Here is a 23,994-nt window from a genome sequence, read left to right as displayed (position 1 = left end):
CGGCCATTTCCTGCCGGTCAGGGCAGGGTGGCAGGATCGGACGCATGTCGGACCAGACAGCAGACCAGCCAGCAGACCAGCAGGCACACCCGTCGGCAGCCGCGCCGTACGACGCCCTGTTGCTGCTCTCCTTCGGCGGCCCCGAGGGCCCGGACGACGTCGTCCCGTTCCTGGAGAACGTCACCCGGGGGCGCGGCATCCCCCGCGAGCGGCTCAAGGAGGTCGGGCAGCACTACTTCCTCTTCGGCGGCGTCAGCCCGATCAACGACCAGAACCGCGAGCTGCTCGACGCCCTGCGCAAGGACTTCGCCGAACAGGGCCTGGACCTGCCGGTCCACTGGGGCAACCGCAACTGGGCGCCGTACCTGACCGACACCCTGCGCGAGATGACGGCCGCCGGGCACCGCCGCGTGCTGACCCTGGCCACCAGCGCCTACGCCTCCTACTCCGGCTGCCGGCAGTACCGCGAGAACCTCGCGGACGCCCTCGCCGCCCTGGAGGCCGAGGGCCTGACCCCGCCGCGCGTCGACAAGCTGCGGCACTACTTCAACCACCCCGGCTTCGTCCGGCCCATGACCGACGCGACGCTCGCCGCGCTCGCCGCGCTGCCCGAGGACGTACGGGCCGGCGCGCACCTGGCCTTCACCACGCACTCCATCCCCACGGCCGCCGCGGACACCTCCGGGCCCGCCGAGGGCCACGGCGACGGCGGCGCCTACGTCGCCGAGCACCTCGACGTCGCCCGGACGATCGCCGAGGCGGTCCGTGCGGAGACCGGCACCGAGCACCCCTGGCGGCTCGTCTACCAGTCGCGCAGCGGCGCCCCGCACATCCCGTGGCTCGAACCCGACATCTGCGACCACCTGGAGACCCTGCGCGGCGAGGGCGCCCCCGCCGTCGTCATGGTCCCCATCGGCTTCGTCTCGGACCACATGGAGGTCAAGTACGACCTCGACACCGAGGCCACCGCCAAGGCCGCCGAGCTGGGTCTGCCCGTCGCCCGCGCCGCCACCGTGGGCGCCGACCCGCGCTTCGCCGCCGCCGTGCGCGAGCTGGTCCTGGAGCGCGCCGCCACCGAGCGCGGCGAGCGGCCCGAGCGCTGCGCCCTCGGCGCCCTCGGCCCCTCCCACGACCTCTGCCCCGTCGGCTGCTGCCCCGCCCGGGCCCCCCGCCCGGCCGCCGCCGGCGCCGACAGCCCGTACGCCTGACGCCCGAGGAGCCCCCGCACCGTGAACCCCCTGAAGGCCGAACTCCTCTCCGTCGCCCTTGAGGCGGCCGCCCGCGCGGGCGTGCTGCTGCGCGACGGCCGCCCGGACGACCTGGGCGTGGCCGCCACCAAGACCAGCTCCATCGACGTCGTCACCGAGATGGACCTCGCCGCCGAGAAACTGATCACCGACTTCCTGGCCGAGCGCCGCCCCGCCGACGGGGTGCTGGGCGAGGAGGGCGCCAGCACCACCGGCACCAGCGGAGTGCGCTGGGTCGTCGATCCGATCGATGGCACGGTCAACTATCTGTACGGGCTGCCCTCCTGGGCCGTCTCCATCGCCGCCGAGATCGACGGCGAGACGGCCGTAGGCGTGGTCGCCGCCCCCGTACGCGGCGAGACGTACCGCGCGGTCCGCGGCGAGGGCGCCTTCGCCGGTGACCGCCCGCTGCGGGTCCGCCCCGCCCCCGTCTTCGGCCAGGCCCTGATCGGCACCGGCTTCGGCTACCTCACCGAGCGCCGCGCCGCCCAGGCCGAGGTGCTGCGCGCCCTCCTGCCCGAGGTGCGCGACATCCGCCGCGGCGGCTCGGCCGCCATCGACCTCTGCGACGTGGCCTGCGGCCGGCTCGACGGCTACTACGAGCGGGGCCTCAACCCCTGGGACCACGCGGCCGGCGCCCTGATCGCCGAGGAGGCGGGCGCCCTGACCGGCGGCCGGCCCGGCGAGCCCGCCTCGGGCGAGCTCACCGTCGCCGCCCCGCCCGGCCTCTTCGAACCGCTCCAGGCCCGTCTGGACGCCCTCGGGGCCTGGCGCGACTGACCGGGGCCCGGCCGCGTCCGGCAGGCCCCGAGGCGGCCGCACAGCCGCCGCGCGGGCGACACCCGGGTGACGACGCCACCCCGGCAGCACAGAGCGCCCCCGTGCCGGCCGGCACGGGGGCGCTCCGCTGCGTGGGATCAGCCCTACGGCCTAAGCGGCCGTGACCTGGACGCCGTGTTCGGCGGCCAGACGGTGAAGGTCGTCCAGTGCGGCCTGCTCCACCTCGGCGAGGAATTCGTCGCCCGACCTACGGGCCTGGTCCAGGTCGGACCGGGTGCTCTCTATGCGCTGCAGAATGCCAGCGGTGAACGCGTCCATGGTGCTGCGCCCCCTCGTCGTGGGTCGATGGCACGGGGGTGTGCCGACGGCGAAACGATCACGACCGATCCCGGTGGCGGGGGTAACACGGCGTGCAGCCGCCAGGGCCGGTGTGATCGCGGGTGTGCAGACGTCTTCCCCACCGCGCTCCGCGTGGAAACCTGCCGTCACACGCCAATCCGGAATCCCGCCGGATCCCGGTGCTCACTGGCTGCCAAGAGCCCCTTACGGCCGGTTTACCGGCGTTGCAGGCAGGATGGATATACCCGGGGACCCGGGTTCGTCACGTGCCCCCAGGGCTCAAAGGGAAGGAAGAACGCCGTGCGCGTACTCGTCGTCGAGGACGAGCAGCTGCTCGCAGATGCCGTCGCCACCGGACTGCGCCGGGAGGCCATGGCCGTCGACGTCGTGTACGACGGGGCCGCGGCCCTGGAGCGCATCGCCGTCAACGACTACGACGTCATCGTGCTCGACCGCGACCTGCCCGTCGTCCACGGCGACGACGTCTGCCGCAAGGTCGTCGAGCTCGGCATGCCCACCCGCGTGCTGATGCTGACCGCCTCCGGCGACGTCAGCGACCGCGTGGAGGGCCTGGAGATCGGTGCCGACGACTACCTCCCGAAGCCCTTCGCCTTCAGCGAGCTGACCGCCCGTGTCCGGGCCCTCGGCCGCCGTACGACCGTGGCCCTGCCCCCGGTCCTGGAGCGGGCCGGGATCAAGCTCGACCCCAACCGCCGCGAGGTCTTCCGCGAGGGCCGCGAGGTCCAGCTCGCGCCGAAGGAGTTCGCCGTCCTGGAGGTCCTCATGCGCAGCGAGGGCGCCGTCGTCTCGGCCGAGCAGCTGCTGGAGAAGGCCTGGGACGAGAACACCGACCCGTTCACCAACGTCGTCCGGGTCACCGTCATGACCCTGCGCCGCAAGCTCGGCGAGCCCCCGGTCATCGTGACCGTGCCCGGCTCGGGATACCGGATCTGATCACCCGTGCCCTCCACACCCCCCGCCGCCCCGGCCCCGCCGGCCGGCTCCCGGCCCACGCCGCCCAAGCCCAGCTGGGACCCCCGCCAGCCGGTCGTACGGCCGTTCCCCTGGCTGCGCCCGACCATCCGGATACGCCTCACGCTGCTGTACGGCGGGATGTTCCTGATGGCCGGGGTGCTGCTGCTGACGATCATCTACCTGCTGGCGGCGGACGCCCTCAGCCAGGGCAACGAGCTGCCGTTCCGGATCGTCAACGCACAGGTCCAGACGAGCGGCACGTGCGGCTACCTCCGCTCCACCAATGACAGCGACGTCTTCATGGACGGCCTGCGCCAGTGCATGGCGCACCAGCGCGCCATGGCCCTCGACAGCCTCCTCAAGCGCTCCCTGCTCGCCCTGCTCGGCCTCGCTGTGATCGCCTTCGCCTTCGGCTACGCCATGGCCGGCCGGGTCCTCTCGCCCCTGGGCAAGATGACCCGGACCGCCCGCCGGGTCGCCGCCACGGACCTCTCCCGGCGGATCGAACTGGGTGGGCCGGAGGACGAGTTGAAGGAGCTCTCGGACACCTTCGACGAGATGCTCGACCGGCTGGAGCGGGCCTTCACCGCGCAGCAGCGGTTCGTGGCCAACGCCTCGCACGAGCTGCGGACCCCACTGGCGATCAACCGCACGCTGCTGGAGGTCCACCTCTCCGACCCCGGTGCCCCTATAGAGCTCCAGCAGCTCGGCAAGACGCTGCTGGCCACCAACGAGCGCAGCGAGCAGCTCGTGGAGGGGCTGCTGCTGCTCGCCCGCAGCGACAACGAGATCGTGGACCGCAAGCCCGTGGATCTCGCCGAGGTGGCCACCAGGGCGCTGGACCAGGCCCGTGCGGAGGCGCAGGGCAAGGGCGTGGAGCTGCGGGGCACCCAGGAGCCCGCGGTCGTCCAGGGCAACGGGGTGCTCCTGGAGCGCATCGCGCTGAACCTGGTGCAGAACGCCGTGCGCTACAACACCGACGACGGCTGGGTGGAGGTCACCACCCAGGCCATGCCGGGCCACGCCCTGCTGGTGGTCGAGAACACCGGCCCGGTCGTCCCGGCGTACGAGCTGGACAACATCTTCGAGCCGTTCCGCCGGCTGCGCACGGAGCGCACCGGGAGCGACAAGGGGGTGGGTCTCGGCCTGTCGATCGTGCGCTCCGTGGCACGTGCCCACGGGGGCCGGATCACGGCCGAATCACGCGAGGGAGGCGGGTTGATCATGAGAGTGGTGCTGCCTACCTGACAGATTCTGCGAGAATAGGGCGGCTGCGGGTTCGCTTTGGGCGGAATTTTCACGGTCCGACCCTTGCTGTAGGCGTGTGTGATCGCTCACATGCGCAAACTTCAGGCCATCCACTCTCCGTGATCGGCGGGACCGGCGGAACGCCGGGAAAATGGGGGTTTCCGTTGGTCCTGATCACGGGAAGTACACGGGATGGCGTATCCGCACGCGGCTTTCGGACCGTGTACGGTCCGGTTCGCCACCCAACCCCATCACCTCTTCAGGTGTGCGGTTGGGTGTCGATTGAGTAACAGACCTTGATGTGAGGCAAAATCTCCGCCTCAGGTCGGGCACAAGTCCGGCCTCTCACGCGTTACGTGCGCTGGAGACACCGCAGACACCCAGAGGGGGAGAGCGACATGGCAACGGACTACGACACCCCACGCAAGACCGACGATGACGTCAACGAGGACAGCATCGAGGAACTCAAGGCACGGCGGAACGACAAGTCGGCGTCGACGGTCGACGTGGACGACTTCGAGGCCGCGGAGGGCCTGGAGCTGCCCGGCGCGGACCTCTCCAACGAGGAGCTGTCCGTCCGGGTCCTGCCCCGGCAGGCCGACGAGTTCACCTGCATGAGCTGCTTCCTCGTGCACCACCGCAGCCAGCTGGCCCGCGAGAAGAACGGCCAGCCGATCTGCCGCGACTGCGACTGAGGACCGGGTCTGCCATGGCAGGCTCGACCCCTTTCCGGAAGCGGCGTTCCCGCCGGCCCGAGCTGACCAGCGGGCCGACCGGTGACGCCGCGCGGCAGGACGACACTGCCGGGGCCGTGGCCGGCACCGGCGTCGAGCGGGGCCGCACGGCCTCGCTCGCCGCGGCGGTCGGCCACGGCGCCAGAATGGGCGGCCGGGGGGCGCGGGCGGGCCTGACCGCCGTCGTCGACCGGATCATCGCGACCGCCCCGCGCATCCCCGTGCGCGACCTCGCGACCCTGCGCGAGCAGTTTCCCGGCCTCGGCCCGGAGGAGCTCGCGGACAAGCTGGTGACCGGCGCCGCGAACGGCACGTCCACCGTGGGCGCCGGCGTCGGCGCCGCGGCGATGATGCCCGTACCGCCGGCCATGCCGGCCGAGCTGGCCGCCGAGATCATCGGCGTGGCCGGCGTGGAGTTCAAGCTCATCGCCGAGCTGCACGAGGTCTACGGCGTGCGGGCCCCCGGCAGCGCCCGGCAGCGGGCCACGGCCTATCTCGCCGCCTGGGCCGACGAGCGGGGCATCGACGTCACCGCCCCCACCTCGGTCAACGCCGCCCTGGGCGGCCAGCTGAAGCGCGAACTGCGCCAGCAGATCCTCAAACGCACGGTCCGCAATCTGCCGAGCCTCGCGCCGTTCATGGTCGGGGCCGCCGTCGGCGCGGTGATGAACCGCAGGGACACCCGGAAGCTCGCCGAGAAGGTGCGCAAGGACCTGCGCCGCAAGCAGGTGCCGTGGGACGCCCTGCCGCCCGGGAGGCCCTGAGAGCCCCCCGGGGTCCGCTCAGGCCCGCACGGCCGCGAGAGCGGCCGTCAGACGCTCGGGAGAGCGCGTGGAGAGATAGACGTAAGGCGTCGGGTCGGACGGATCGGTGATCTCGATCCGCACCGCGGTGGGCACATAGCCACGCAGCAGCATGAAGGCACGGGGGTCGGCCTTGTGCGTGCGCCAGGCGAGGGCCTCCTCCGCGTCCAGGACCTCCGCCCGTCCCAGCGCCTCGACCGGGATCCGCGCGTCGCCCGCCAGCAGCGCGCCGCCCGCCAGGCGGATCCGCGCCGACCCGTAGGCGCTCACGGCCACCGCGGCCAGCGCGCCGCCGCCGACGAGCCCGCCGACCAGCGGCACCGGGCCCAGCGGGAGCATGATCAGCCCCATGGCGATCCCGGCGAGAACCGCGATGAACCACCAGGAACGGGGCGCGGTGAGGCGTTCTTCGTAACCCTGCATGGGCCCAAGCTTGACACGGACGGGACCGGGCCCGGCCGTCGCGGGTAAGGTCAGCCCCTGTGAGTGGAAGAACGACAGCGCTGACGCCGCCGGACGGTGCCGAGCCGCCGGTGCGGCACCCCGACGCGCCCGCGCCCGGAGAGGCCATCGGGGCGCACTACGAACACTGCTTCGGCTGCGGCGGAGGCGTCGCGCACGGCCTGCACCTGGAGGCCCGCGCGGGCGAGGGCGTGAGCGTCACCGCGGAGTTCCGCGTCAAGGAGGCGCACCAGGGCGCCCCCGGCCTCGCGCACGGCGGGGTGCTGGCCACCGCGCTGGACGAGACGCTCGGCTCGCTGGGCTGGCTGCTGCGGGTGATCGCGGTGACCGGCCGGCTGGAGACGGACTACGTCCAGCCCGTGCCGGTGGGCACCGTGCTGCACCTGGACGCCGCCGTGCACGCGGTGCACGGCCGTAAGATCTACGCCACGGCCACCGGCCGGATCGGCGGTCCCGAGGGCCCCGTCGCGGTGCGCGCGTCGGCGGTGTTCATCGAGGTCAAGATCGACCACTTCATCGAGAACGGCCGTCCCGCCGAGATCCAGGCCGCCCTGGCCGACCCCGACCAGGTGAAGGTCGCGCGAGCTTTTGAGGTGAATCCATGAGTCATGCGCCCAGCGGCGCACCCGTCGACGTGCTGATCCGCCGGGTGGACCCCGAGGTCCCGATCCCGGCGTACGGGCACCCCGGCGACGCCGGCTGCGACCTGGTGACCACCGAGGCCGCCGAGCTGCCCCCGGGGGAGCGCATGGTGCTGCCCACCGGGATCTCCATCGCGCTGCCCGACGGGTACGCGGCGTTCGTGCACCCGCGTTCGGGTCTCGCCGCCAGGTGCGGGGTGTCCATGGTGAATGCCCCGGGGACCATCGATGCCGGGTACCGTGGAGAGATCAAGGTGATCGTGGTCAATCTGGACCCGCGGGAGACCGTCCGGTTCGAGAGGTTCGACCGCATCGCCCAACTGGTCGTCCAGCAGGTCGAGAAGGTCCGCTTCCACGAGGTGGCGGAGCTTCCGGGCTCGGCACGGGCCGAAGGGGGCTTCGGGTCCACCGGTGGCCACGCTGCCGTGGGGAATGGATTCGCTTCGGTCGTAAGCGACCGGGAAGGACAGTGACGTGTTCGGTCGTCGCCGCAAGCGCAGCGAGGACGCCGTCGATCGTATCGACGACGTGACCTCCGATGAGTCGGCAGAGGACACCCTCGCCGACGAGTCCGTGACGGACACCGCGGCCGCGAGCCGGGTCCGGCTGGAGCCGGAACCGCGCCCCGACGGGCCGTGGGACCTCTCCGAGGTGCGGGAGGCCGGCGAGGGCCGGGTCGACCTCGGTGGACTGTTCGTGCCCGGTGTCGAGGGCATGGAGCTGCGGGTCGAGGTCGCCGGCGACGCGATCGTCGCCGCGACGGTCGTGCTGCGCGACAGCGCCGTACAGCTCCAGGCGTTCGCCGCTCCCAAGCGCGAGGGCATCTGGCACGAGGTGCGCGAGGAGATCGCGTCGGGCATCACCCAGCAGGGCGGTGTCGTCGACGAGACGCAGGGCCCGCTCGGCTGGGAGCTGCGGGCGCAGGTGCCGGTGGCGCTGCCGGACGGCACGCAGGGCGTGCAGCTCGTCCGCTTCGTCGGCTGCGACGGCCCGCGCTGGTTCCTGCGCGGGGTGATCTCCGGCCAGGGCGCGGTGCAGCCGCAGACCGCGGGCCTGCTGGAGCAGATCTTCAAGGACACCGTCGTCGTGCGCGGCGACTCCCCGATGGCGCCGCGCGACCCGATCGTGCTGAAGCTGCCGGACGACGCCCAGATGGTGGCCGAGGGCCTCCAGCAGGACGACTCCGAGGGCTCCCGGTTCGCCGGTGGCGTGGAGCGCCTGGAGCGCGGTCCGGAGATCTCCGAGATTCGCTAGAAAACGCTCGTCAAACGGCTGGATTACGCCGTTCCGCTGGGCCGGGACCCCGAACCGGGGTCCCGGCCCAGCGGCGTTTTCGCAGGTCCTGGAGGCGTCCGTATGGATTCCGTCAAGGGGGCGCTAATGGCCGTAAGGGAGGCGTCAACGGGGCGTTCGTACGTTGATAAGAGCGGTTTGCTGTGGAGGTCCGTTACTGCCCGACCTCTCTAGGAGCACACGATGGCCGACGTGGCCTTCGTCGTCACCACGATCGCGGTATTCGCGTTGGTGGCTCTCGTCGCCAAGGGGGTGACGAAGCTGTGACCGCCGAGAACGTCGTCGGCCTGGTCGTGGCCGTCGCCCTGCTGGGCTACCTGATCCTCGCCCTCGTTTTCCCGGAGAGGTTCTGACCGCCGATATGAGCCCCGTCCTTTCCGGAGTTCTCCAGCTCACCGCGCTCGTCGCGGCGCTGGCCCTGGTGTACCGCCCGCTCGGCGACCACATGGCCCGCGTCTACAGCTCCGAGAAGCACCTGCGCGTCGAGAAGTGGATATACCGCTGCATCGGCGCCGACCCGAACGCCGAAATGCGCTGGCCCGCCTATCTGCGCGGCATCCTCGCCTTCTCGGTCGCCGGTGTCCTCTTCCTCTACCTGCTCCAGCGGATCCAGGGCGTGCTGCCGGAGTCGCTGTCGCTGGGCTTCACCGCGATCAGCCCGGACCAGGCGTTCAACACGGCCGCCTCGTTCGTCGCCAACACCAACTGGCAGTCGTACTCGGGCGAGCAGGCCATGGGCCACGCCGTCCAGACGCTCGGCCTCGCCGTGCAGAACTTCGTCTCGGCCGCCGTCGGCATGGCCGTGGCCGTCGCGCTCGTCCGGGGCTTCGCCCGCTCCCGCACCGGTGACCTCGGCAACTTCTGGGCCGACCTGGTGCGCGGCACCGTCCGCATCCTCATCCCGATCTCGGTGATCGGCGCGCTGGTGCTCGTCGCGTGCGGCGCGATCCAGAACTTCGCGGGCATCCACGAGATCGGGCAGCTCACCGGCGGCACCCAGCAGGTGAACGGCGGCGCCGTCGCCTCGCAGGAGGTCATCAAGGAGCTGGGCACCAACGGCGGCGGCTACTTCAACGCCAACTCCGCCCACCCCTTCGAGAACCCGGACGCCTTCACCAACCTCTTCGAGGTCTTCCTGATCCTGGTCATCCCCTTCGCGCTGACCCGGACCTTCGGCAAGCTCGTCGGCAACGTCAAGCAGGGCTACGCGATCCTCGCGACCATGGGCCTGATCTGGCTCGGCTTCACGGCCCTGATGATGTGGACCGAGTTCGCGCACCACGGCCCCGCGCTCCAGGCGGCGGGCGGCGCGATGGAGGGCAAGGAGCAGCGCTTCGGCATCAGTGGCACCGCGATCTTCGCGACGTCCACCACCCTCACCTCCACGGGCGCGGTGGACGGCTTCCACTCCTCCCTCACCGGCCTCGGCGGCGGCATCACGCTGCTCGGCATGATGCTGGGCGAGATCGCGCCCGGCGGCGTCGGCTCCGGTCTGTACGGCATGCTCGTGATGGCCGTCATCGCGGTCTTCATCGCGGGCCTGATGGTCGGCCGGACGCCCGAGTACCTCGGCAAGAAGATCGGCACCCGCGAGATCAAGCTCGCCGCCTGCTACATCCTCGTCACCCCGACCCTGGTGCTCGGCTTCACGGCCCTGTCGATGGCGCTGGCGACCCCGCCGGACTCCATCCTCAACACCGCGGAGAACTCGGTGCACGGCAGCGGCGCCCACGGCTTCTCCGAGGTCCTCTACGCCTTCACCTCCGGCGCCAACAACAACGGCTCCGCGTTCGGCGGCCTCAACGCCAACACCCAGTGGTACAACACCACGATCGGCCTCGCCATGCTGCTCGGCCGGTTCGTCCCGATGGTGTTCGTGCTGGCGCTGGCCGGCTCGCTCGCCGAGCAGAAGCCCGTGCCCGAGACCGCGGGCACCCTGCGCACCGAGAAGCCGCTCTTCGCGGGCCTGCTCGTCGGCGCCATCCTCATCATCACCGGCTTGACCTACTTCCCGGCCCTGGCCCTTGGCCCGATGGCGGAGGGACTCTCATGAGCACGACCACCCCTGTCCGTACCGCCCAGGAAGGGCCGCAGGAGACGCCTCCGCACGGCTCCGAGGAGCACGGGCGCGTCTCCGGTGGCCTCTTCGACCCGGCGCAGTTGCTGAAGTCGCTGCCGGACGCGTTCCGCAAGCTGGATCCCCGGGTGATGGTGAAGTCCCCGGTGATGTTCGTGGTGCTGGTGGGTTCGGTGGTGACCACCGGGCTGGCGCTGAAGGATCCCGGTTCCTGGTTCGGCTGGGCGATCACGGTCTGGCTGTGGCTGACGGTCCTGTTCGCCAACCTCGCGGAGGCCGTGGCCGAGGGCCGGGGCAAGGCCCAGGCCGACACCCTGCGCAAGGCCAAGACCGACACGGTCGCGCGCCGCCTGACCGGTGACGGCGCCGAGGAGTCGGTGCCCGGCACCGAGCTGCGCGTGGGCGACCTCGTGGTCTGCGAGGCCGGCGACATCATCCCCGGCGACGGTGACGTCGTCGAGGGCGTCGCCTCCGTCGACGAGTCCGCCATCACGGGCGAGTCGGCGCCGGTGATCCGGGAGTCCGGCGGTGACCGCTCGGCGGTCACCGGTGGCACCAAGGTCCTCTCCGACCGCATCGTCATCAAGATCACCACCAAGCCCGGTGAGACCTTCATCGACCGGATGATCAACCTGGTCGAGGGCGCGGCCCGGCAGAAGACGCCGAACGAGATCGCGCTCAACATCCTGCTCGCCTCGCTGACCATCGTCTTCCTGCTGGCCGTCGTCACCCTCCAGCCCTTCGCGATCTACGCGGGCGCCGAGCAGACGATGATCGTGCTGGCGGCCCTGCTGGTCTGCCTCATCCCGACCACCATCGGCGCGCTGCTCTCCGCGATCGGCATCGCGGGCATGGACCGGCTCGTCCAGCGCAACGTCCTGGCGATGTCCGGGCGCGCGGTGGAGGCCGCGGGCGACGTCTCGACGCTGCTGCTCGACAAGACCGGCACCATCACCTACGGCAACCGCCAGGCCTCCGAGTTCGTCCCCGTCAAGGGCACCACCGCCGCCGAGGTCGCGGACGCCGCCCAGCTCTCCTCGCTGGCCGACGAGACGCCCGAGGGCCGCTCGATCGTCGTCCTGGCCAAGGAGAAGTACGGCCTGCGCGAGCGCCACGAGGGCGAGCTGGTGGGCGCCGAGTGGGTGCCCTTCACCGCCCAGACCCGCATGTCGGGCGTGGACGTGGACGGACGGAAGGTCCGCAAGGGCGCGACCGGCTCGGTCGTCGCGTGGGTCGAGGAGCAGGGCGGCACCGTCGCCGGGGACGCCCGCAAGCTCACGGACGACATCTCCCAGGCCGGCGGCACCCCGCTGCTGGTCGCCGTCGAGGACGACAAGGGCGCCCGCGTCCTGGGCGTCATCCACCTCAAGGACGTCGTCAAGGACGGCATGCGGGAGCGGTTCGAGGAACTGCGCCGCATGGGCATCAAGACCGTCATGATCACGGGTGACAACCCGCTGACGGCCAAGGCCATCGCCGAGGAGGCCGGCGTCGACGACTTCCTCGCCGAGGCCACCCCCGAGGACAAGATGGCCCTCATCAAGCGCGAGCAGGCGGGCGGCAAGCTCGTCGCGATGACGGGCGACGGCACCAACGACGCCCCGGCGCTCGCCCAGGCCGACGTCGGCGTGGCCATGAACACCGGTACCTCGGCCGCCAAGGAGGCCGGGAACATGGTGGACCTGGACTCCGACCCGACCAAGCTCATCGAGATCGTCGAGATCGGCAAGCAGCTCCTGATCACCCGGGGCGCGCTCACCACCTTCTCGATCGCCAACGACGTCGCGAAGTACTTCGCGATCATCCCGGCGATGTTCGCGGTGGCCTACCCGGGCCTCGACAAGCTCAACATCATGAACCTGACGTCGCCGGAGTCGGCGATCCTGTCGGCGGTCATCTTCAACGCGCTGATCATCGTGGCCCTGGTCCCGCTCGCCCTCAAGGGCGTCCGCTACCGCCCGATGAGCGCGGACAGCATGCTCCGGCGCAACCTCTTGATCTACGGACTGGGCGGCCTGATCTCCCCGTTCATCGGCATCAAGATCATCGACCTGCTCATCTCCCTCATCCCTGGCATCGGGTGACCCCTCCATGAACACTTCCGTAAGCGGTACGGCCCGCCTGGTGGCGGCGGGCCTGCGGGCCCTGCTGGTCCTCACGGTGGTCTGCGGCGTGATCTACCCGCTGGTCGTCACGGGCATCGCCCAGGCCGCCTTCCACGACAAGGCCAACGGCTCCGAGCTCAAGGTGAACGGCAAGTCCGTGGGCTCCGAGCGCCTCGGCCAGAGCTACCACCTCGACGCCAAGGACAAGGACGGCAACTCGCTGCCCGACCCGAAGTACTTCCAGCCCCGCCCGTCGGCGGCCGGCGCCAACACGGAGAACACGAAGTACTCCCTGCTGGTCTCCGGCCCGTCCAACCTCGCCGCCGACAGCAAGGTCCTGCTGGCCAACGTCGAGCAGCGCCGCGCCGACGTCGCCGCCTTCAACGGCGTCCGCCCGTCGTCGGTCCCGGTCGACGCCCTCACGGCCTCCGCCTCCGGCGTCGACCCGGACATCTCCCCGGCCTACGCCCGCCTCCAGGCCGAGCGCGTCGCCAAGGCGAACCACCTGCCGGCGGCCGAGGTGCGCAAGCTGGTCGACCAGCACGTGGACGGCCGCGTCCTGGGCTTCATGGGCGAGGAGCGGGTGAACGTCCTGAAGCTGAACGTCGCGCTCCGGGAGCTGGCCAAGGGCTGAGGCGGCCGGGACCCGTGGGGCCGACGTCGTGAAGTCGCCCACCGGGGAACGGTGATGACGGCGCCGGGGCCGGGGCACATGCCCCGGCCCCGGCGTGGTTGCGGGAATCGAACGGATGGACAAGGCACTCTAAGGGTGTGGTCACCCTCCCTCAGCAGCCTCAAGTCGCGCCGAGCGCCCCGCACATGGTCGTGTGCGGTGACGACGGGCTCGCGCACCGGCTCGCCGCCGAGCTCTCCGGGGTGTACGGCGAGTGCGTCACCCTCGTCCTGCCGTCCGCGCGGGACGGGCGGCCGCGGCGCGCCGGGGCGGCGGCCGGGCGGGCCGCGGCGCTCCTCGGGCGGATGACCGGGGCCGTCGGCCGGGTGTCCGGGGCCAACGGCGGGCCCCCGGTGGCCGGCAGGAACGGCGCGGCCCATGGCCCGGTGCGGATCGTCGAGGCCGCCGGGCCCGACGACGAGGCGCTCGCCGAGGCCGGCGTCGCCGACGCCACGGCCCTCGCGCTCGTCTACGACGACGACGAGACCAACATCCACGCCGCCCTCCGGGCCCGCCGCGTCAACCCCCGGCTGCGGCTCGTCATCCGCCTCTACAACCGCCGGCTCGGCCAGTACCTGGAGGAGCTCCTCGACCAGGCCTCCCTGGGCGGTGGCGGCGAGGCGACCACGACCGTCCTGTCGGACGCCGACACCGCGGCCCCGGCCCTGGTGGCCACCGCGGTCTCCGGCCACAACAAGGTCGTCGAGGCCGGCGGCCTGGTGTTCCGGGCCGTGGAGCGGCCGCCCGGCGAGAACCCCGGGGCCGGGGTCGGCACCCTCGCCCTGCTGTCCGCGCCGGGCGCCGACGGGGACGGCCCCGACATGCTCCCCGACGAGCGCGCGGCCGCCGCGGCCACCGGCCGCAACCGGGTCGTCCTGGAGGCCATCCGCTACTCCGGCCCGCCGCCGTCCCGGCTCGCTGCCCGCGGCCTGCCGCTGGGCTCCTTCTTCTCCCGGCGGCTGCGCTGGGCCCTGGTCTGGCTGGCCGGCGCCGTCGGCGGGCTGGCCGTCGCCTCCTGGCTCGTCACCGGCGAGCACCCGATGCGCGCCGCCTACCTCTCGCTCCTCGACCTCTTCGCCATCAACGACCCGGCCATAGGGGAAGGCCTGGGCCGCCAGATCCTCCAGCTGCTCTCCGGGCTGACCGGCCTGCTGCTGCTCCCGCTGCTGGTGGCCGCCGCCCTGGAGGGGCTCGGCACCTTCCGCTCCGCCTCGGCGCTGCGCCGCCCGCCGCGCGGCCTGTCCGGCCACGTGGTGCTGCTCGGCCTCGGCAAGATCGGCGCCCGGGTGCTGGCCCGGCTGCGCGAACTGGACATCCCGGTGGTCTGCGTGGAGCGCGACCCGCAGGCCCGCGGGGTGGCCCTGGCCCGCTCGCTGCGGGTGCCCACCGTCATCGGCGACGTCACCGAGGAAGGCGTCCTGGAGGCCGCCAAGATCGGGCAGTGCCGCACGCTGATGGCGCTCACCAGCAGCGACGTCACCAACCTGGAAGCCGTCCTCTACGCCCGCGCGGTCCGGCCCGACGTCCGGGTGGTGATGCGGCTGTACGAGGACGGGTTCGCGAAGGCCGTCTACCGCACCCTGCGCGACTCCCACCCGCAGGGCCTGACCCGCAGCCGCAGCGTCAGCTACATGGTGGCGCCGGCCTTCGCCGCGGCGATGGTGGGCCGTCAGGTCCTGGGCGCCGTCCCGGTGGAGCGCAAGGTCATCCTGATCGCCGAGCTGACGGCCGGCGCGCACGCCGAGTTCGCGGGCCGCCGGGCCGCGGACGCCTTCGCGCCGGGGGCCTGGCGGGTGGTGGCCCTCGTCGAGGAACGCCCCGAGGCGGCCGGCGGCGGCCCGCTGCCGGTGCTGCTCCGGGAACTGCCGTCCTCCTACGTCCTGCGCCCCGAGGACCGGCTGATCGTCACGGCGACCCGGCAGGGCCTCGCGGACCTGCTGGGGCGGCGGCCCGCGGCGCGCACCCGCTCGGACGCGCTCTGAGGAACGGTCCGGCAGGGGCTCCGGCGCGTGGCGGGGTCAGGGCGTCACCAGACGTCGCCCGGCCGCCAGTCGCACACCAGCTCCCCGTCCAGGTCCGGCTTCGCGGTCAGCGGCAGGACGTAGAGGTGGCCGTCCTCCTCCTCGGTGCGCCGGACGCCGGTGGGGGAGAGCACCGAGGACGGGCCCCGCCACAGCCGCCAGCCGCGCCCGGCGTACAGCGGAGCGGCGTCCTCCGCCGCGCCGAGCGCCCCCAGCTCGTACGCCCCGTGCCGCAGCACCCGCTCCAGCTCCGCCATCACGGCCGAGGCCACGCCCCGGCGGCGCCGGCCGGCGCGGACCGCCACGGCCTCCACGTAGCCGGTGCGCAGCGCCCGCCCGCCGTGCAGCAGCCGCCGCTGCACCACCGAGCCGTGGCCGATCAGCTCGTCGCCGTCCCGCACCAGGACGTGCATGCCGCCCACCGAGTGGTCCCAGTCGTCGTCGGAGAAATCGCCCTCGAACGCCTCGTCCAGCAGGGCCCGGATCGCGGCGAGCTCCTCCTCGCCGAGCTCCGAGGTGTGCGCCGTGCGTACGTCAGTCATGGCCGTCATGCTGCCAGAGGGCGGATCTTGCGGGCACGCCGTTTGTCCGCGCCCCCATACGGGCCGGCGGGGGGCCGGGTCACGGGTGCCGGGCGTCAGGACCGCGTCAATACCTGGGGCGTCACCACCTCCCGCCCCAAATGTCCAAAACGTTGGCCGTATGGTCAACAGAGCGCGACGATGTCGTACCTCGGGACGGAGAACCGGCCCGAACACCGTCACGATTCGTGAAAGACAATGGGGCCATGGGACGCGGCAAGCTTCGGATCTATCTCGGTGCGGCACCGGGTGTCGGCAAGACCTACGCCATGCTCTCCGAGGCGCACCGCCGCATGGAGCGCGGCACCGACGTCGCCGTGGGCTTCGTGGAGCACCACAACCGGCCCCGGACCGAGGTCATGCTGCACGGCCTGGAGGAGGTGCCCCGCCGCGAGCTCGGCTACCGGGGGACCGTCTTCACCGAGATGGACGTCGACGCGCTCCTCGCCCGCCGCCCCGCCGTCGCCCTGGTGGACGAGCTCGCGCACACCAATGTGCCCGGCTCCCGCAACACCAAGCGCTGGCAGGACGTCGAGGAGCTCCTCCAGGCCGGCATCGACGTCGTCTCGACCGTCAACATCCAGCACCTGGAGTCGCTCGGCGACGTCGTCGAGTCGATAACCGGGGTCCGGCAGCGCGAGACCGTGCCGGACGAGGTCGTGCGCCGGGCCGACCAGATCGAGCTCGTCGACATGTCGCCGCAGGCGCTGCGCCGCCGGATGGCACACGGCAACATCTACAAGCCCGACAAGGTCGACGCGGCCCTCTCCAACTACTTCCGCCCCGGCAACCTCACCGCGCTGCGCGAGCTGGCCCTGCTGTGGACCGCCGACCGCGTCGACGAGTACCTGCGGCAGTACCGCACCGAGCACAGCGTCTCCACCATCTGGTCGGCCCGCGAGCGCATCGTCGTCGGCCTCACCGGCGGCCCCGAGGGCCGCACCCTGATCCGCCGCGCCTCCCGGATGGCGGCCAAGGGCTCCGGCAGCGAGATCCTCGCCGTCTACATCGCCCGCAGCGACGGGCTGACCTCGGCCTCGCCGAAGGAGCTGGCCGTCCAGCGCACCCTGGTCGAGGACCTCGGCGGCACCTTCCACCATGTGATCGGGGACGACGTGCCCGCTTCGCTGCTGGAGTTCGCCCGCGGCGTCAACGCCACCCAGATCGTGCTCGGCTCCAGCCGCCGCAAGACCTGGCAGTACATCTTCGGCCCCGGCGTCGGCCAGACCGTCGCTCGCGACTCCGGGCCCGACCTCGACGTCCACATCGTCACCCACGAGGAGGTCGCCAAGGGCCGCGGCCTGCCCGTGGCGCGCGGCGCCCGCCTCGGCCGCCCCCGGATCGTGGCCGGCTGGATCGTCGGCGTCGTCGCGCCCGCGCTGCTGACGCTCGCGCTGACCGCCCTGGAGAACGGCCCCGGCCTCGCCAACGACGTCCTCCTCTTCCTCTTCCTGACCGTCGTCGCCGCGATCCTCGGCGGCCTGCTGCCCGCCCTGGCCTCCGCGGCCATCGGCTCGCTGCTGCTCAACTACTTCTTCACCCCGCCCACGCACAGCATCACCGTCCAGGACCCGAAGAACTTCGTCGCCATCGTGATCTTCTTCGCGGTGGCGGTGTCGGTCGCCTCCGTCGTGGACGTCGCCGCCCGGCGCACCCACCAGGCGGCCCGGCTGCGCGCCGAGTCCGAGATCCTCTCCTTCCTCGCGGGCAGCGTCCTGCGCGGTGACACCAGCCTGGACGCCCTGCTGGAGCGGGTCCGCGAGACCTTCGCCATGGAGTCCGTCGCCCTGCTGGAGCGGGCCAGCGAGGTCGACCCCTGGACCTGCGCCGGCAGCGTCGTGACCAGCACGGGCAAGCCCCTGCTGCGCCCCGAGGACGCCGACGTGGACATGCCCGTCGGGCACAACATGGCGCTCGCCCTCTCCGGCCGGGTGCTGCCCGCCGAGGACCGCCGGGTGCTGGCCGCCTTCGCGGCCCAGGCCGCGGTCTTCCTGGACCGCCAGCGGCTGGTCGGCGAGGCCGAGCAGGCCCGCCAGCTCGCCGAGGGCAACCGCATCCGGACGGCCCTGCTCGCCGCCGTCAGCCACGACCTGCGCACCCCGCTCGCCGCGATCAAGGCCGCGGTGACCTCGCTGCGCTCCGACGACGTCGCCTGGTCCGAGGAGGACGAGGCCGAGCTGCTGGCCGGCATCGAGGAGGGCGCCGACCGCCTCGACCACCTCGTCGGCAACCTGCTGGACATGTCCCGGCTCCAGACCGGCACGGTCACCCCGCTGATCCGCGAGATCGACCTCGACGAGGTGGTGCCGATGGCACTCGGCGGTGTCCCCGAGGGCAGCGTCTGCCTCGACATTCCCGAGTCGCTGCCCATGGTCGCCGTCGACCCCGGGCTGCTGGAGCGCAGCGTCGCCAACATCGTCGAGAACGCCGTCAAGTACAACCCCGACGGCCGGCCCGTCCTCGTCGCCGCCAGCGCCCTGGGCGAGCGCGTGGAGGTGCGGGTGGCCGACCGCGGCCCCGGGGTGCCCGACAGCGCCAAGGACCGCATCTTCGAGCCGTTCCAGCGCTACGGCGACGCCCCGCGCGGCGCCGGGGTCGGTCTCGGCCTCGCCGTCGCCCGCGGCTTCGCCGAGGCCATGGGCGGCACGCTCGCCGCCGAGGACACCCCCGGCGGCGGGATGACCATGGTCCTCACCCTGCGGGCCGCCGCCGGCCGCCCGCCCGTGCGCCCGGACCTGCCCGCCCAGGCCACCTCATGACCCCGGCGCCCCGCCGTACGGACAGACCCACAGAACCGGACACCGGACCCAGCGGATGGGCCCGGACGAACAGCAGAGGTGGTTACCGATGAACCGGGTGCTCGTGGTGGATGACGAGCCGCAGATCGTCCGCGCCCTCGTGATCAACCTCAAGGCGCGGAAGTACGAGGTCGACGCGGCTCCCGACGGTGCCACCGCCCTCCAGCTCGCCGCCGCCCGCCACCCCGACGTGGTCATTCTCGACCTCGGCCTGCCCGACATGGACGGCGTCGAGGTGATCAAGGGCCTGCGCGGCTGGACCCGGGTGCCCATCCTGGTCCTCTCGGCCCGCCAGACCTCCGACGAGAAGGTCGAGGCGCTCGACGCCGGCGCCGACGACTACGTGACCAAGCCCTTCGGCATGGACGAGCTGCTCGCCCGGCTCCGCGCGGCCGTGCGCCGCGCCGAGCCGACGGGGGCCGCGGCGGCCGGGGACGACGCGATCGTCGAGACCGCGGTCTTCACGGTCGACCTCGCGGCCAAGAAGGTCAACCGCGAGGGCCGGGACGTCCGCCTGACGCCCACCGAGTGGCACCTGCTGGAGGTCCTGGTCCGCAATACGGGCCGTCTCGTCAGCCAGAAGCAGCTGCTCCAGGAGGTCTGGGGGCCGTCCTACGGCACCGAGACGAACTACCTGCGGGTGTACATGGCGCAGCTGCGGCGGAAGCTGGAGCAGGACCCCTCGCACCCGAAGCACTTCATCACGGAGCCGGGGATGGGGTACCGGTTCGAAGTCTGATCCAGGGACTGATCGGGGCGCCGAGCGGTGGTCCTCCGGGCGTACGCCCGCCCGGGGGGCCACCGGTACGCTGGATGCATGAGCGCCGTACCCCGTCCCGAGAAGCCGACCGGCCGTTTCCGCCGGATGCTCGACCGGCTGTCCACCTCGCAGGAGGACCTCCACTCCGCCGAGCTTCAGCAGGACGCGGAGGCCGTGGGCTGCACGAAGATACGCGACTGCGACGACCGTCAGATAGTGAAGGTCACCGGTACGCTGCGGACGGTCACGCTCCGTCCGCGCGCCGGGGTGCCCGCCCTGGAGGCCGAGCTGTTCGACGGATCGGCCGCGCTCGATGTGGTGTGGCTGGGGCGCCGTTCCATCGTCGGGATAGAGCCCGGCCGTAAGCTGATCGCCTCCGGCCGGATCTCCATGAGCCGCGGCCGCAGAGTGCTGTTCAATCCCAAGTACGAACTCCGACCGCTCGGACAGGAGTAACGGGTGACGTCTCCCGACAAGCCGACCGACCAGCGAGGGCAGGGCACCGGCGGCGGCGCCGACGCCAGATCGGCCACGGAGGCCGCCCTGTTCGAGGCGTTCGGCGGGGTGCGGGGCATGGTCGAGACGACCGTCCCCGGCCTCGTCTTCGTCGCGATCTACACCGTCAAGCGCGACATCCACATCGCGGCCATCGCCGCGCTCGGCCTCTCCCTGCTGCTCGGCATCGCCCGGCTGGTGGGCAAGGACACCCTCAAGCACGCCTTCAGCGGCGTCTTCGGGGTGGCCTTCGGCGCCGTCTTCGCGATGATGTCCGGCGACGCCAAGAACTTCTACCTGCCGGGCATGCTCTACAGCCTCGGGCTGGCCGTGGCGTACATCGTCACCTCGATCGCCGGCTATCCGCTGCTCGGCCTGATCCTCGGCCCGGTGTTCAAGGAGAACCTCTCCTGGCGCACCCGCAACCCCGGCCGCAAGGCCGCCTACACCAAGGCCAGCTGGGCCTGGGGGCTGATCCTGCTCGCCAAGTCGGCGATCCTCTTCCCGCTGTACTGGTGGGGCGACGTCACCCAGCTGGGCTGGGTGAAGGTGGCCCTCGGCATCCCGCCGATGCTGCTCTCGGTCTACCTGACCTGGATCTTCCTGGCCAAGGCGCCGCCGCCCATCGACGTCTTCGCGGAGCTGGAGGCGGCGGAGGCCGCCGAGCGCGAGAAGGCGGAGGCGGAGAAGACGGCCGGTGAGCCGCTGCTCGTGGGCGAGGCCCCGGCCGAGGCCGCCGACCACGCGGCGCCGCCGCGCCGCTGAGCCGCGGGCCGGCCAGCGAAGCGCAGAAACCGGGAGGCCCGGGAACCTGAGGGTTCCCGGGCCTCCCGGCTTACGCGCGTCCGTGCGGCCGTCAGCCGGAGACGTCCTCGCGGCGGACCGACAGCAGGTCCTCCAGCTGCTCCTCGCGCGCGGGGGCGGCGACGAAGAGCAGCTCGTCACCGGCCTCCAGCGCGTCCTCCTTGCTGGGGGTCAGCACCCGGTTGCCCCGGATGATCGTGACCAGCGAGGTGTCGTCCGGCCAGTCCACGTCGCCGACCCGGGTGCCCGCCAGGGCGGACTCCGGCGGGAGCGTCAGCTCCACCAGGTTGGCGTCGCCCTGGCTGAAGCGCATCAGGCGCACCAGGTCGCCGACGCTCACGGCCTCCTCGACCAGCGCCGACATCAGGCGCGGCGTGGACACGGCCACGTCGACGCCCCAGGACTCGTTGAAGAGCCACTCGTTCTTCGGGTTGTTCACCCGGGCCACGACCCGGGGCACCCCGTACTCCGTCTTGGCGAGCAGCGACACCACCAGGTTGACCTTGTCGTCACCGGTGGCGGCGATCACGACGTTGCAGCGCTGGAGCGCCGCCTCGTCGAGCGAGGTGATCTCGCACGCGTCGGCCAGCAGCCACTCCGCGAGCGGCACCCGCTCCACCGAGATGGCCGTCGGGGCCTTGTCGATGAGCAGGACCTCGTGCCCGTTCTCCAGCAGCTCGCCCGCGATGGAACGGCCCACCGCACCCGCGCCTGCAATAGCGACCCTCATCGGGATCCCTCCTCGGGCCCCTGCGCGAACGCGGCCTCGACCTTCTCGACCTCGTCGGTGCGCATCATCACGTGCACCAGGTCACCCTCCTGCAACACCGTCATGGACGTCGGCAGCATCGCCTCGCCCAGCCGGGTGAGGAACGCCACCCGCACACCGGTCTCGTCCTGGAGCCGGCTGACCTTGTGGCCCACCCAGGCGTCCGAGGCGGGCACCTCCGCGAGCTGCACACCGCCGCTCGGGTCGCGCCACAGCGGCTCCGCGCCGGACGGCAGCAGCCGCCGCAGCATCTGGTCGGCCGTCCAGCGGACGGTGGCCACCGTCGGGATGCCGAGCCGCTGGTAGACCTCGGCGCGCCGCGGGTCGTAGATACGGGCCGCGACGTTCTCCACGCCGAACATCTCCCGGGCCACCCGGGCCGCGATGATGTTGGAGTTGTCACCGCTGCTGACCGCCGCGAAGGCGCCGGCCTCCTCGATGCCCGCCTCGCGCAGGGTGTCCTGGTCGAAGCCGACGCCGGTCACCCGGCGGCCGCCGAACCCGGAGCCCAGGCGGCGGAAGGCCGTCGGGTCCTGGTCGATCACGGCGACCGTGTGCCCCTGCTGCTCAAGGGTCTGCGCGAGGGCCGAGCCCACTCGCCCGCAGCCCATGATCACGATGTGCATGTCGATTACCCCGTGCTCCGGACGACCGCGCTGACCTGCACCAACAACCTGCTCACATCTTCCCTTGTTGTTCTCGGGTTCCACTCACGGGCCCGCGAGAGCTTTCCGCTCGCGTAACGACGCGATGCGCCTGCCGCGGTTCGAACCGCTTCGGCGCACAGGACCACCGTATCCGCTGCGCCGCGCCACGCTGAGCCCCCCGTCCGCCGACTGGCCCCGTGCGCCCTCCCGCCGGGGGTTCGCGCCGGTCCGGTGCCGGCCGGGCGGGGCCCCGGCCCGGCCCGCCGGCCCCGGACCGGCCGGAACCCCCGGCGGGCGCCCATGGTGGTGCGGGCACACCCGGAGGCCCCCGCGAGGCCCTCCGGCCGGGCCCGGGAGCGCCGGGGTGGTGGTGGGACCACCGAAGGAGACCCCACGCGGGTGCGCTGCGCACCTGTGCGCGAGGGGGTGCCCGCACGCACCGTGGAAGAGCCACCCAGCAGCGCGTCCACGAAGCCGAGATGGGGGATTCCGATGAGTGGTGTTGCTCTCTACACACGGACCGGTCAGCGGGTGCGGCCCGTACCGGACTACCCCGAGACGCAGGACGTCGTGCTCGCCGAGCTGTGCGCCGCGCTCTTCGCCTCGCTGCCCCGCAGCGACCAGCGGCGCCGCGGCGAGGCGTACGTACGGGGCTTACTCGGCGCGCGGGGGCGCAAGTCCATCCGCAACATCGCGGCGCTCACCGGCGGCCAGGCGGCCGAGCAGAGCCTGCACCACTTCATCTCCAGCTCCACCTGGGAGTGGGCACCGGTGCGCCGCGCCCTCGCGCACCACCTGACCCGGGTCTCGCCCCCGCAGGCCTGGGTCGTCCGTCCCATGGTCATCCCGAAGGCCGGCGACAACTCCGTCGGCGTGGACCGGCGCTTCTGCCCCGCCGTCGGGCAGGTGCTCAACGCCCAGCAGGCGGTGGGTGTGTGGGCCGCCTCGGCCGAGCGCAGCACCCCCGTCAACTGGCGGCTGCACCTCTCCGACACCTGGCTGGCGGACGGGCTGCGCCGGAACCAGGCGTCGATCCCGGACTCGGTGCGGCCGGAGACGCTGGGGGAGTGCACGGTCGAGGCGTACGTCGGGATGATGCGGGACTGGGGGCTGCCGCTGCGCCCGCTGGTGCTGGACGCCCGGGAGGCGGACGCGCCGGCCGCCTTCCAGCGGCTGCGGGCCTGCGGGGTGCCGGTGCTGGCCCGGGTCAGCAGCTCGCTGCGGCTGGTGGTGGCGGACCCGGCCCTGCCCGGCCGGAGCCCCGAGGCCCTGCCCGCGCACCAGATCATGGGGGCCGCCCGCGACATGCGCCGCCCGGTCATGTGGCGCGACCACGGCCCGGCGCGGACCGTGCGGACCGCGCTGACCGCCGCCGTACGGGTGGGCCTGCCCCTGCACCGCGCCGCCCCGGGGCAGCCGGTGCGCCGCCGGGACATGCTCCTGCTGGGCGTCGGCGAGAACGGCCGCCGGTGGCCGGCCGAGCTGTGGGTGACCGACATGCCGAACGTGCCGCCCGCGGCGCTCGTCCGGCTGGGCAAGCTCATCGACCGGGTCGACCGGGACTTCACCGAGATCGCCGACGAGGTCGGCATCCGGGACTTCGCGGGCCGCTCGTTCAGCGGCTGGCACCGGCACGTCACGCTGGCCTCCGCGGCGCACGCGGTCGCCGCGCTGACCGGCCGCTTCGAGTCCGGCCACCAGCTGGGGCACGTCTCCTGACGGCCGTGCCCGCGCCGGCCTCC

General features: G+C 72.5%; 24 protein-coding genes. 19 read left to right on the top strand and 5 right to left on the bottom strand.

All coding sequences use genetic code 11. The annotated features are described in order from the left end of the window. The first annotated feature begins 44 nt into the window (after positions 1 to 44). Positions 45 to 1,208 carry a ferrochelatase gene (locus tag SMD11_RS08565; protein ID WP_087925874.1) on the top strand — a complete coding sequence of 388 codons (1,164 nt, stop codon included), beginning with the start codon at positions 45 to 47 and terminating at the stop codon, positions 1,206 to 1,208. Between the two features lie 21 nt (positions 1,209 to 1,229). Next, entirely contained in the window at positions 1,230 to 2,027 is a 798-nt protein-coding gene (locus SMD11_RS08560) for an inositol monophosphatase family protein (protein WP_087925873.1), read from the top strand. Between the two features lie 150 nt (positions 2,028 to 2,177). Here SMD11_RS08560 and SMD11_RS35845 read toward each other — a convergent pair whose 3' ends face one another. After that, positions 2,178 to 2,345 carry a hypothetical protein gene (locus tag SMD11_RS35845; RefSeq protein ID WP_199843826.1) on the bottom strand — a complete coding sequence of 56 codons (168 nt, stop codon included), beginning with the start codon at positions 2,343 to 2,345 and terminating at the stop codon, positions 2,178 to 2,180. A 321-nt stretch (positions 2,346 to 2,666) separates the two neighbouring features. On the opposite strand from SMD11_RS35845, the gene SMD11_RS08555 reads away from it, so the two are divergent. From SMD11_RS08555 to SMD11_RS08540, 4 genes are all read left to right on the top strand, one after another. After that, a complete protein-coding gene (locus SMD11_RS08555; protein WP_087925872.1) occupies positions 2,667 to 3,320 on the top strand; it encodes a response regulator transcription factor in 654 nt (217 codons plus the stop codon). Between the two features lie 6 nt (positions 3,321 to 3,326). After that, positions 3,327 to 4,589, top strand: a complete 1,263-nt coding sequence (locus SMD11_RS08550; RefSeq protein WP_087925871.1) for a sensor histidine kinase — start codon at positions 3,327 to 3,329, stop codon at positions 4,587 to 4,589. Positions 4,590 to 4,987: 398 nt separating this feature from the next. Next, positions 4,988 to 5,284 (top strand): DUF4193 domain-containing protein, encoded by a 297-nt coding sequence (locus SMD11_RS08545; protein ID WP_087925870.1) that lies wholly within the window; start codon positions 4,988 to 4,990, stop codon positions 5,282 to 5,284. A gap of 14 nt (positions 5,285 to 5,298) precedes the next feature. Next, on the top strand, positions 5,299 to 6,087 hold the full coding sequence (locus tag SMD11_RS08540) for a hypothetical protein (RefSeq protein ID WP_087925869.1): 789 nt from the start codon (positions 5,299 to 5,301) through the stop codon (positions 6,085 to 6,087). 18 nt (positions 6,088 to 6,105) lie between these two features. On the opposite strand, the gene SMD11_RS08535 is transcribed toward SMD11_RS08540, so the two are convergent. Then, positions 6,106 to 6,549 (bottom strand): DUF3093 domain-containing protein, encoded by a 444-nt coding sequence (locus SMD11_RS08535; protein WP_087925868.1) that lies wholly within the window; start codon positions 6,547 to 6,549, stop codon positions 6,106 to 6,108. A gap of 59 nt (positions 6,550 to 6,608) precedes the next feature. On the opposite strand from SMD11_RS08535, the gene SMD11_RS08530 reads away from it, so the two are divergent. From SMD11_RS08530 to SMD11_RS08495, 8 genes are all read left to right on the top strand, one after another. Then, positions 6,609 to 7,193 carry a PaaI family thioesterase gene (locus tag SMD11_RS08530; protein WP_087925867.1) on the top strand — a complete coding sequence of 195 codons (585 nt, stop codon included), beginning with the start codon at positions 6,609 to 6,611 and terminating at the stop codon, positions 7,191 to 7,193. Then, a complete protein-coding gene (dut, locus tag SMD11_RS08525; RefSeq protein WP_087925866.1) occupies positions 7,190 to 7,702 on the top strand; it encodes a dUTP diphosphatase in 513 nt (170 codons plus the stop codon). Before SMD11_RS08530 ends, dut begins: the two co-directional genes overlap by 4 nt. Before the next feature lies 1 nt (position 7,703). Further along, positions 7,704 to 8,483 carry a DUF3710 domain-containing protein gene (locus tag SMD11_RS08520; RefSeq protein ID WP_087925865.1) on the top strand — a complete coding sequence of 260 codons (780 nt, stop codon included), beginning with the start codon at positions 7,704 to 7,706 and terminating at the stop codon, positions 8,481 to 8,483. A 302-nt stretch (positions 8,484 to 8,785) separates the two neighbouring features. Next, positions 8,786 to 8,875 carry a K(+)-transporting ATPase subunit F gene (kdpF, locus tag SMD11_RS08515; protein WP_087925864.1) on the top strand — a complete coding sequence of 30 codons (90 nt, stop codon included), beginning with the start codon at positions 8,786 to 8,788 and terminating at the stop codon, positions 8,873 to 8,875. An 8-nt stretch (positions 8,876 to 8,883) separates the two neighbouring features. Further along, the gene (gene kdpA / locus SMD11_RS08510; RefSeq protein ID WP_087925863.1) at positions 8,884 to 10,575 is read left to right on the top strand and encodes a potassium-transporting ATPase subunit KdpA; all 1,692 of its coding nucleotides are present in this window, start codon (positions 8,884 to 8,886) and stop codon (positions 10,573 to 10,575) included. Beyond that, positions 10,572 to 12,683: a potassium-transporting ATPase subunit KdpB gene (kdpB, locus tag SMD11_RS08505; RefSeq protein ID WP_087925862.1), complete on the top strand. Its 2,112-nt coding sequence runs from the start codon at positions 10,572 to 10,574 to the stop codon at positions 12,681 to 12,683. The genes kdpA and kdpB overlap by 4 nt, the downstream gene beginning before the upstream one ends. Before the next feature lie 7 nt (positions 12,684 to 12,690). Beyond that, entirely contained in the window at positions 12,691 to 13,338 is a 648-nt protein-coding gene (kdpC, locus tag SMD11_RS08500) for a potassium-transporting ATPase subunit KdpC (RefSeq protein WP_087925861.1), read from the top strand. A gap of 185 nt (positions 13,339 to 13,523) precedes the next feature. Beyond that, the gene (locus SMD11_RS08495) at positions 13,524 to 15,359 is read left to right on the top strand and encodes an NAD-binding protein (RefSeq protein WP_087925860.1); all 1,836 of its coding nucleotides are present in this window, start codon (positions 13,524 to 13,526) and stop codon (positions 15,357 to 15,359) included. A 44-nt stretch (positions 15,360 to 15,403) separates the two neighbouring features. Here the strand turns inward: SMD11_RS08495 and SMD11_RS08490 are convergent, their stop codons facing one another. Then, positions 15,404 to 15,949: a GNAT family N-acetyltransferase gene (locus SMD11_RS08490; RefSeq protein ID WP_418952423.1), complete on the bottom strand. Its 546-nt coding sequence runs from the start codon at positions 15,947 to 15,949 to the stop codon at positions 15,404 to 15,406. Positions 15,950 to 16,185: 236 nt separating this feature from the next. Here SMD11_RS08490 and SMD11_RS08485 point away from each other — a divergent pair, with 236 nt between their 5' ends. The 4 genes from SMD11_RS08485 to SMD11_RS08470 all read left to right on the top strand — a co-directional run bounded on the left by SMD11_RS08485 (position 16,186) and on the right by SMD11_RS08470 (position 20,797). Continuing rightward, on the top strand, positions 16,186 to 18,738 hold the full coding sequence (locus SMD11_RS08485; RefSeq protein ID WP_087925858.1) for a sensor histidine kinase: 2,553 nt from the start codon (positions 16,186 to 16,188) through the stop codon (positions 18,736 to 18,738). 88 nt (positions 18,739 to 18,826) lie between these two features. Further along, positions 18,827 to 19,516 carry a response regulator gene (locus SMD11_RS08480; RefSeq protein WP_087925857.1) on the top strand — a complete coding sequence of 230 codons (690 nt, stop codon included), beginning with the start codon at positions 18,827 to 18,829 and terminating at the stop codon, positions 19,514 to 19,516. A gap of 78 nt (positions 19,517 to 19,594) precedes the next feature. After that, positions 19,595 to 19,993 carry an OB-fold nucleic acid binding domain-containing protein gene (locus tag SMD11_RS08475; RefSeq protein ID WP_095579329.1) on the top strand — a complete coding sequence of 133 codons (399 nt, stop codon included), beginning with the start codon at positions 19,595 to 19,597 and terminating at the stop codon, positions 19,991 to 19,993. Positions 19,994 to 19,996: 3 nt separating this feature from the next. Then, on the top strand, positions 19,997 to 20,797 hold the full coding sequence (locus tag SMD11_RS08470) for a DUF3159 domain-containing protein (protein WP_087925855.1): 801 nt from the start codon (positions 19,997 to 19,999) through the stop codon (positions 20,795 to 20,797). 91 nt (positions 20,798 to 20,888) lie between these two features. On the opposite strand, the gene SMD11_RS08465 is transcribed toward SMD11_RS08470, so the two are convergent. Both SMD11_RS08465 and SMD11_RS08460 read right to left on the bottom strand, forming a co-directional pair. Further along, on the bottom strand, positions 20,889 to 21,566 hold the full coding sequence (locus SMD11_RS08465; RefSeq protein WP_087925854.1) for a potassium channel family protein: 678 nt from the start codon (positions 21,564 to 21,566) through the stop codon (positions 20,889 to 20,891). Beyond that, a complete protein-coding gene (locus SMD11_RS08460) occupies positions 21,563 to 22,231 on the bottom strand; it encodes a potassium channel family protein (RefSeq protein WP_087925853.1) in 669 nt (222 codons plus the stop codon). The genes SMD11_RS08465 and SMD11_RS08460 overlap by 4 nt, the downstream gene beginning before the upstream one ends. A 513-nt stretch (positions 22,232 to 22,744) precedes the next feature. Here SMD11_RS08460 and SMD11_RS08455 point away from each other — a divergent pair. Further along, entirely contained in the window at positions 22,745 to 23,971 is a 1,227-nt protein-coding gene (locus SMD11_RS08455; protein ID WP_234365970.1) for a transposase, read from the top strand. The last annotated feature ends 23 nt before the right edge of the window (positions 23,972 to 23,994 follow it).

The sequence above is a fragment of the Streptomyces albireticuli genome (genome assembly GCF_002192455.1).
Classification (GTDB): Bacteria; Actinomycetota; Actinomycetes; order Streptomycetales; family Streptomycetaceae; genus Streptomyces; species Streptomyces albireticuli_B.
The sequence above is the reverse complement of the archived record's forward strand: the minus strand, read 5'-3'. Positions and strand labels throughout refer to the sequence as shown.

Coding starts and splice junctions, on each gene's coding strand:
- SMD11_RS35845 (WP_199843826.1), bottom strand. CDS start 2,345: ATGGACGCGTTCACCGCTGGCATTCTGCAGCGCATAGAGAGCACCCGG.
- SMD11_RS08475 (WP_095579329.1), top strand. CDS start 19,595: ATGAGCGCCGTACCCCGTCCCGAGAAGCCGACCGGCCGTTTCCGCCGG.
- SMD11_RS08545 (WP_087925870.1), top strand. CDS start 4,988: ATGGCAACGGACTACGACACCCCACGCAAGACCGACGATGACGTCAAC.
- SMD11_RS08565 (WP_087925874.1), top strand. CDS start 45: ATGTCGGACCAGACAGCAGACCAGCCAGCAGACCAGCAGGCACACCCG.
- SMD11_RS08480 (WP_087925857.1), top strand. CDS start 18,827: ATGAACCGGGTGCTCGTGGTGGATGACGAGCCGCAGATCGTCCGCGCC.
- kdpC (WP_087925861.1), top strand. CDS start 12,691: ATGAACACTTCCGTAAGCGGTACGGCCCGCCTGGTGGCGGCGGGCCTG.
- dut (WP_087925866.1), top strand. CDS start 7,190: ATGAGTCATGCGCCCAGCGGCGCACCCGTCGACGTGCTGATCCGCCGG.
- kdpB (WP_087925862.1), top strand. CDS start 10,572: ATGAGCACGACCACCCCTGTCCGTACCGCCCAGGAAGGGCCGCAGGAG.
- SMD11_RS08455 (WP_234365970.1), top strand. CDS start 22,745: ATGAGTGGTGTTGCTCTCTACACACGGACCGGTCAGCGGGTGCGGCCC.
- SMD11_RS08490 (WP_418952423.1), bottom strand. CDS start 15,949: ATGACGGCCATGACTGACGTACGCACGGCGCACACCTCGGAGCTCGGC.
- SMD11_RS08540 (WP_087925869.1), top strand. CDS start 5,299: ATGGCAGGCTCGACCCCTTTCCGGAAGCGGCGTTCCCGCCGGCCCGAG.
- SMD11_RS08535 (WP_087925868.1), bottom strand. CDS start 6,549: ATGCAGGGTTACGAAGAACGCCTCACCGCGCCCCGTTCCTGGTGGTTC.
- kdpA (WP_087925863.1), top strand. CDS start 8,884: ATGAGCCCCGTCCTTTCCGGAGTTCTCCAGCTCACCGCGCTCGTCGCG.
- SMD11_RS08485 (WP_087925858.1), top strand. CDS start 16,186: ATGGGACGCGGCAAGCTTCGGATCTATCTCGGTGCGGCACCGGGTGTC.
- SMD11_RS08465 (WP_087925854.1), bottom strand. CDS start 21,566: ATGAGGGTCGCTATTGCAGGCGCGGGTGCGGTGGGCCGTTCCATCGCG.
- SMD11_RS08460 (WP_087925853.1), bottom strand. CDS start 22,231: ATGCACATCGTGATCATGGGCTGCGGGCGAGTGGGCTCGGCCCTCGCG.
- SMD11_RS08495 (WP_087925860.1), top strand. CDS start 13,524: ATGGTCGTGTGCGGTGACGACGGGCTCGCGCACCGGCTCGCCGCCGAG.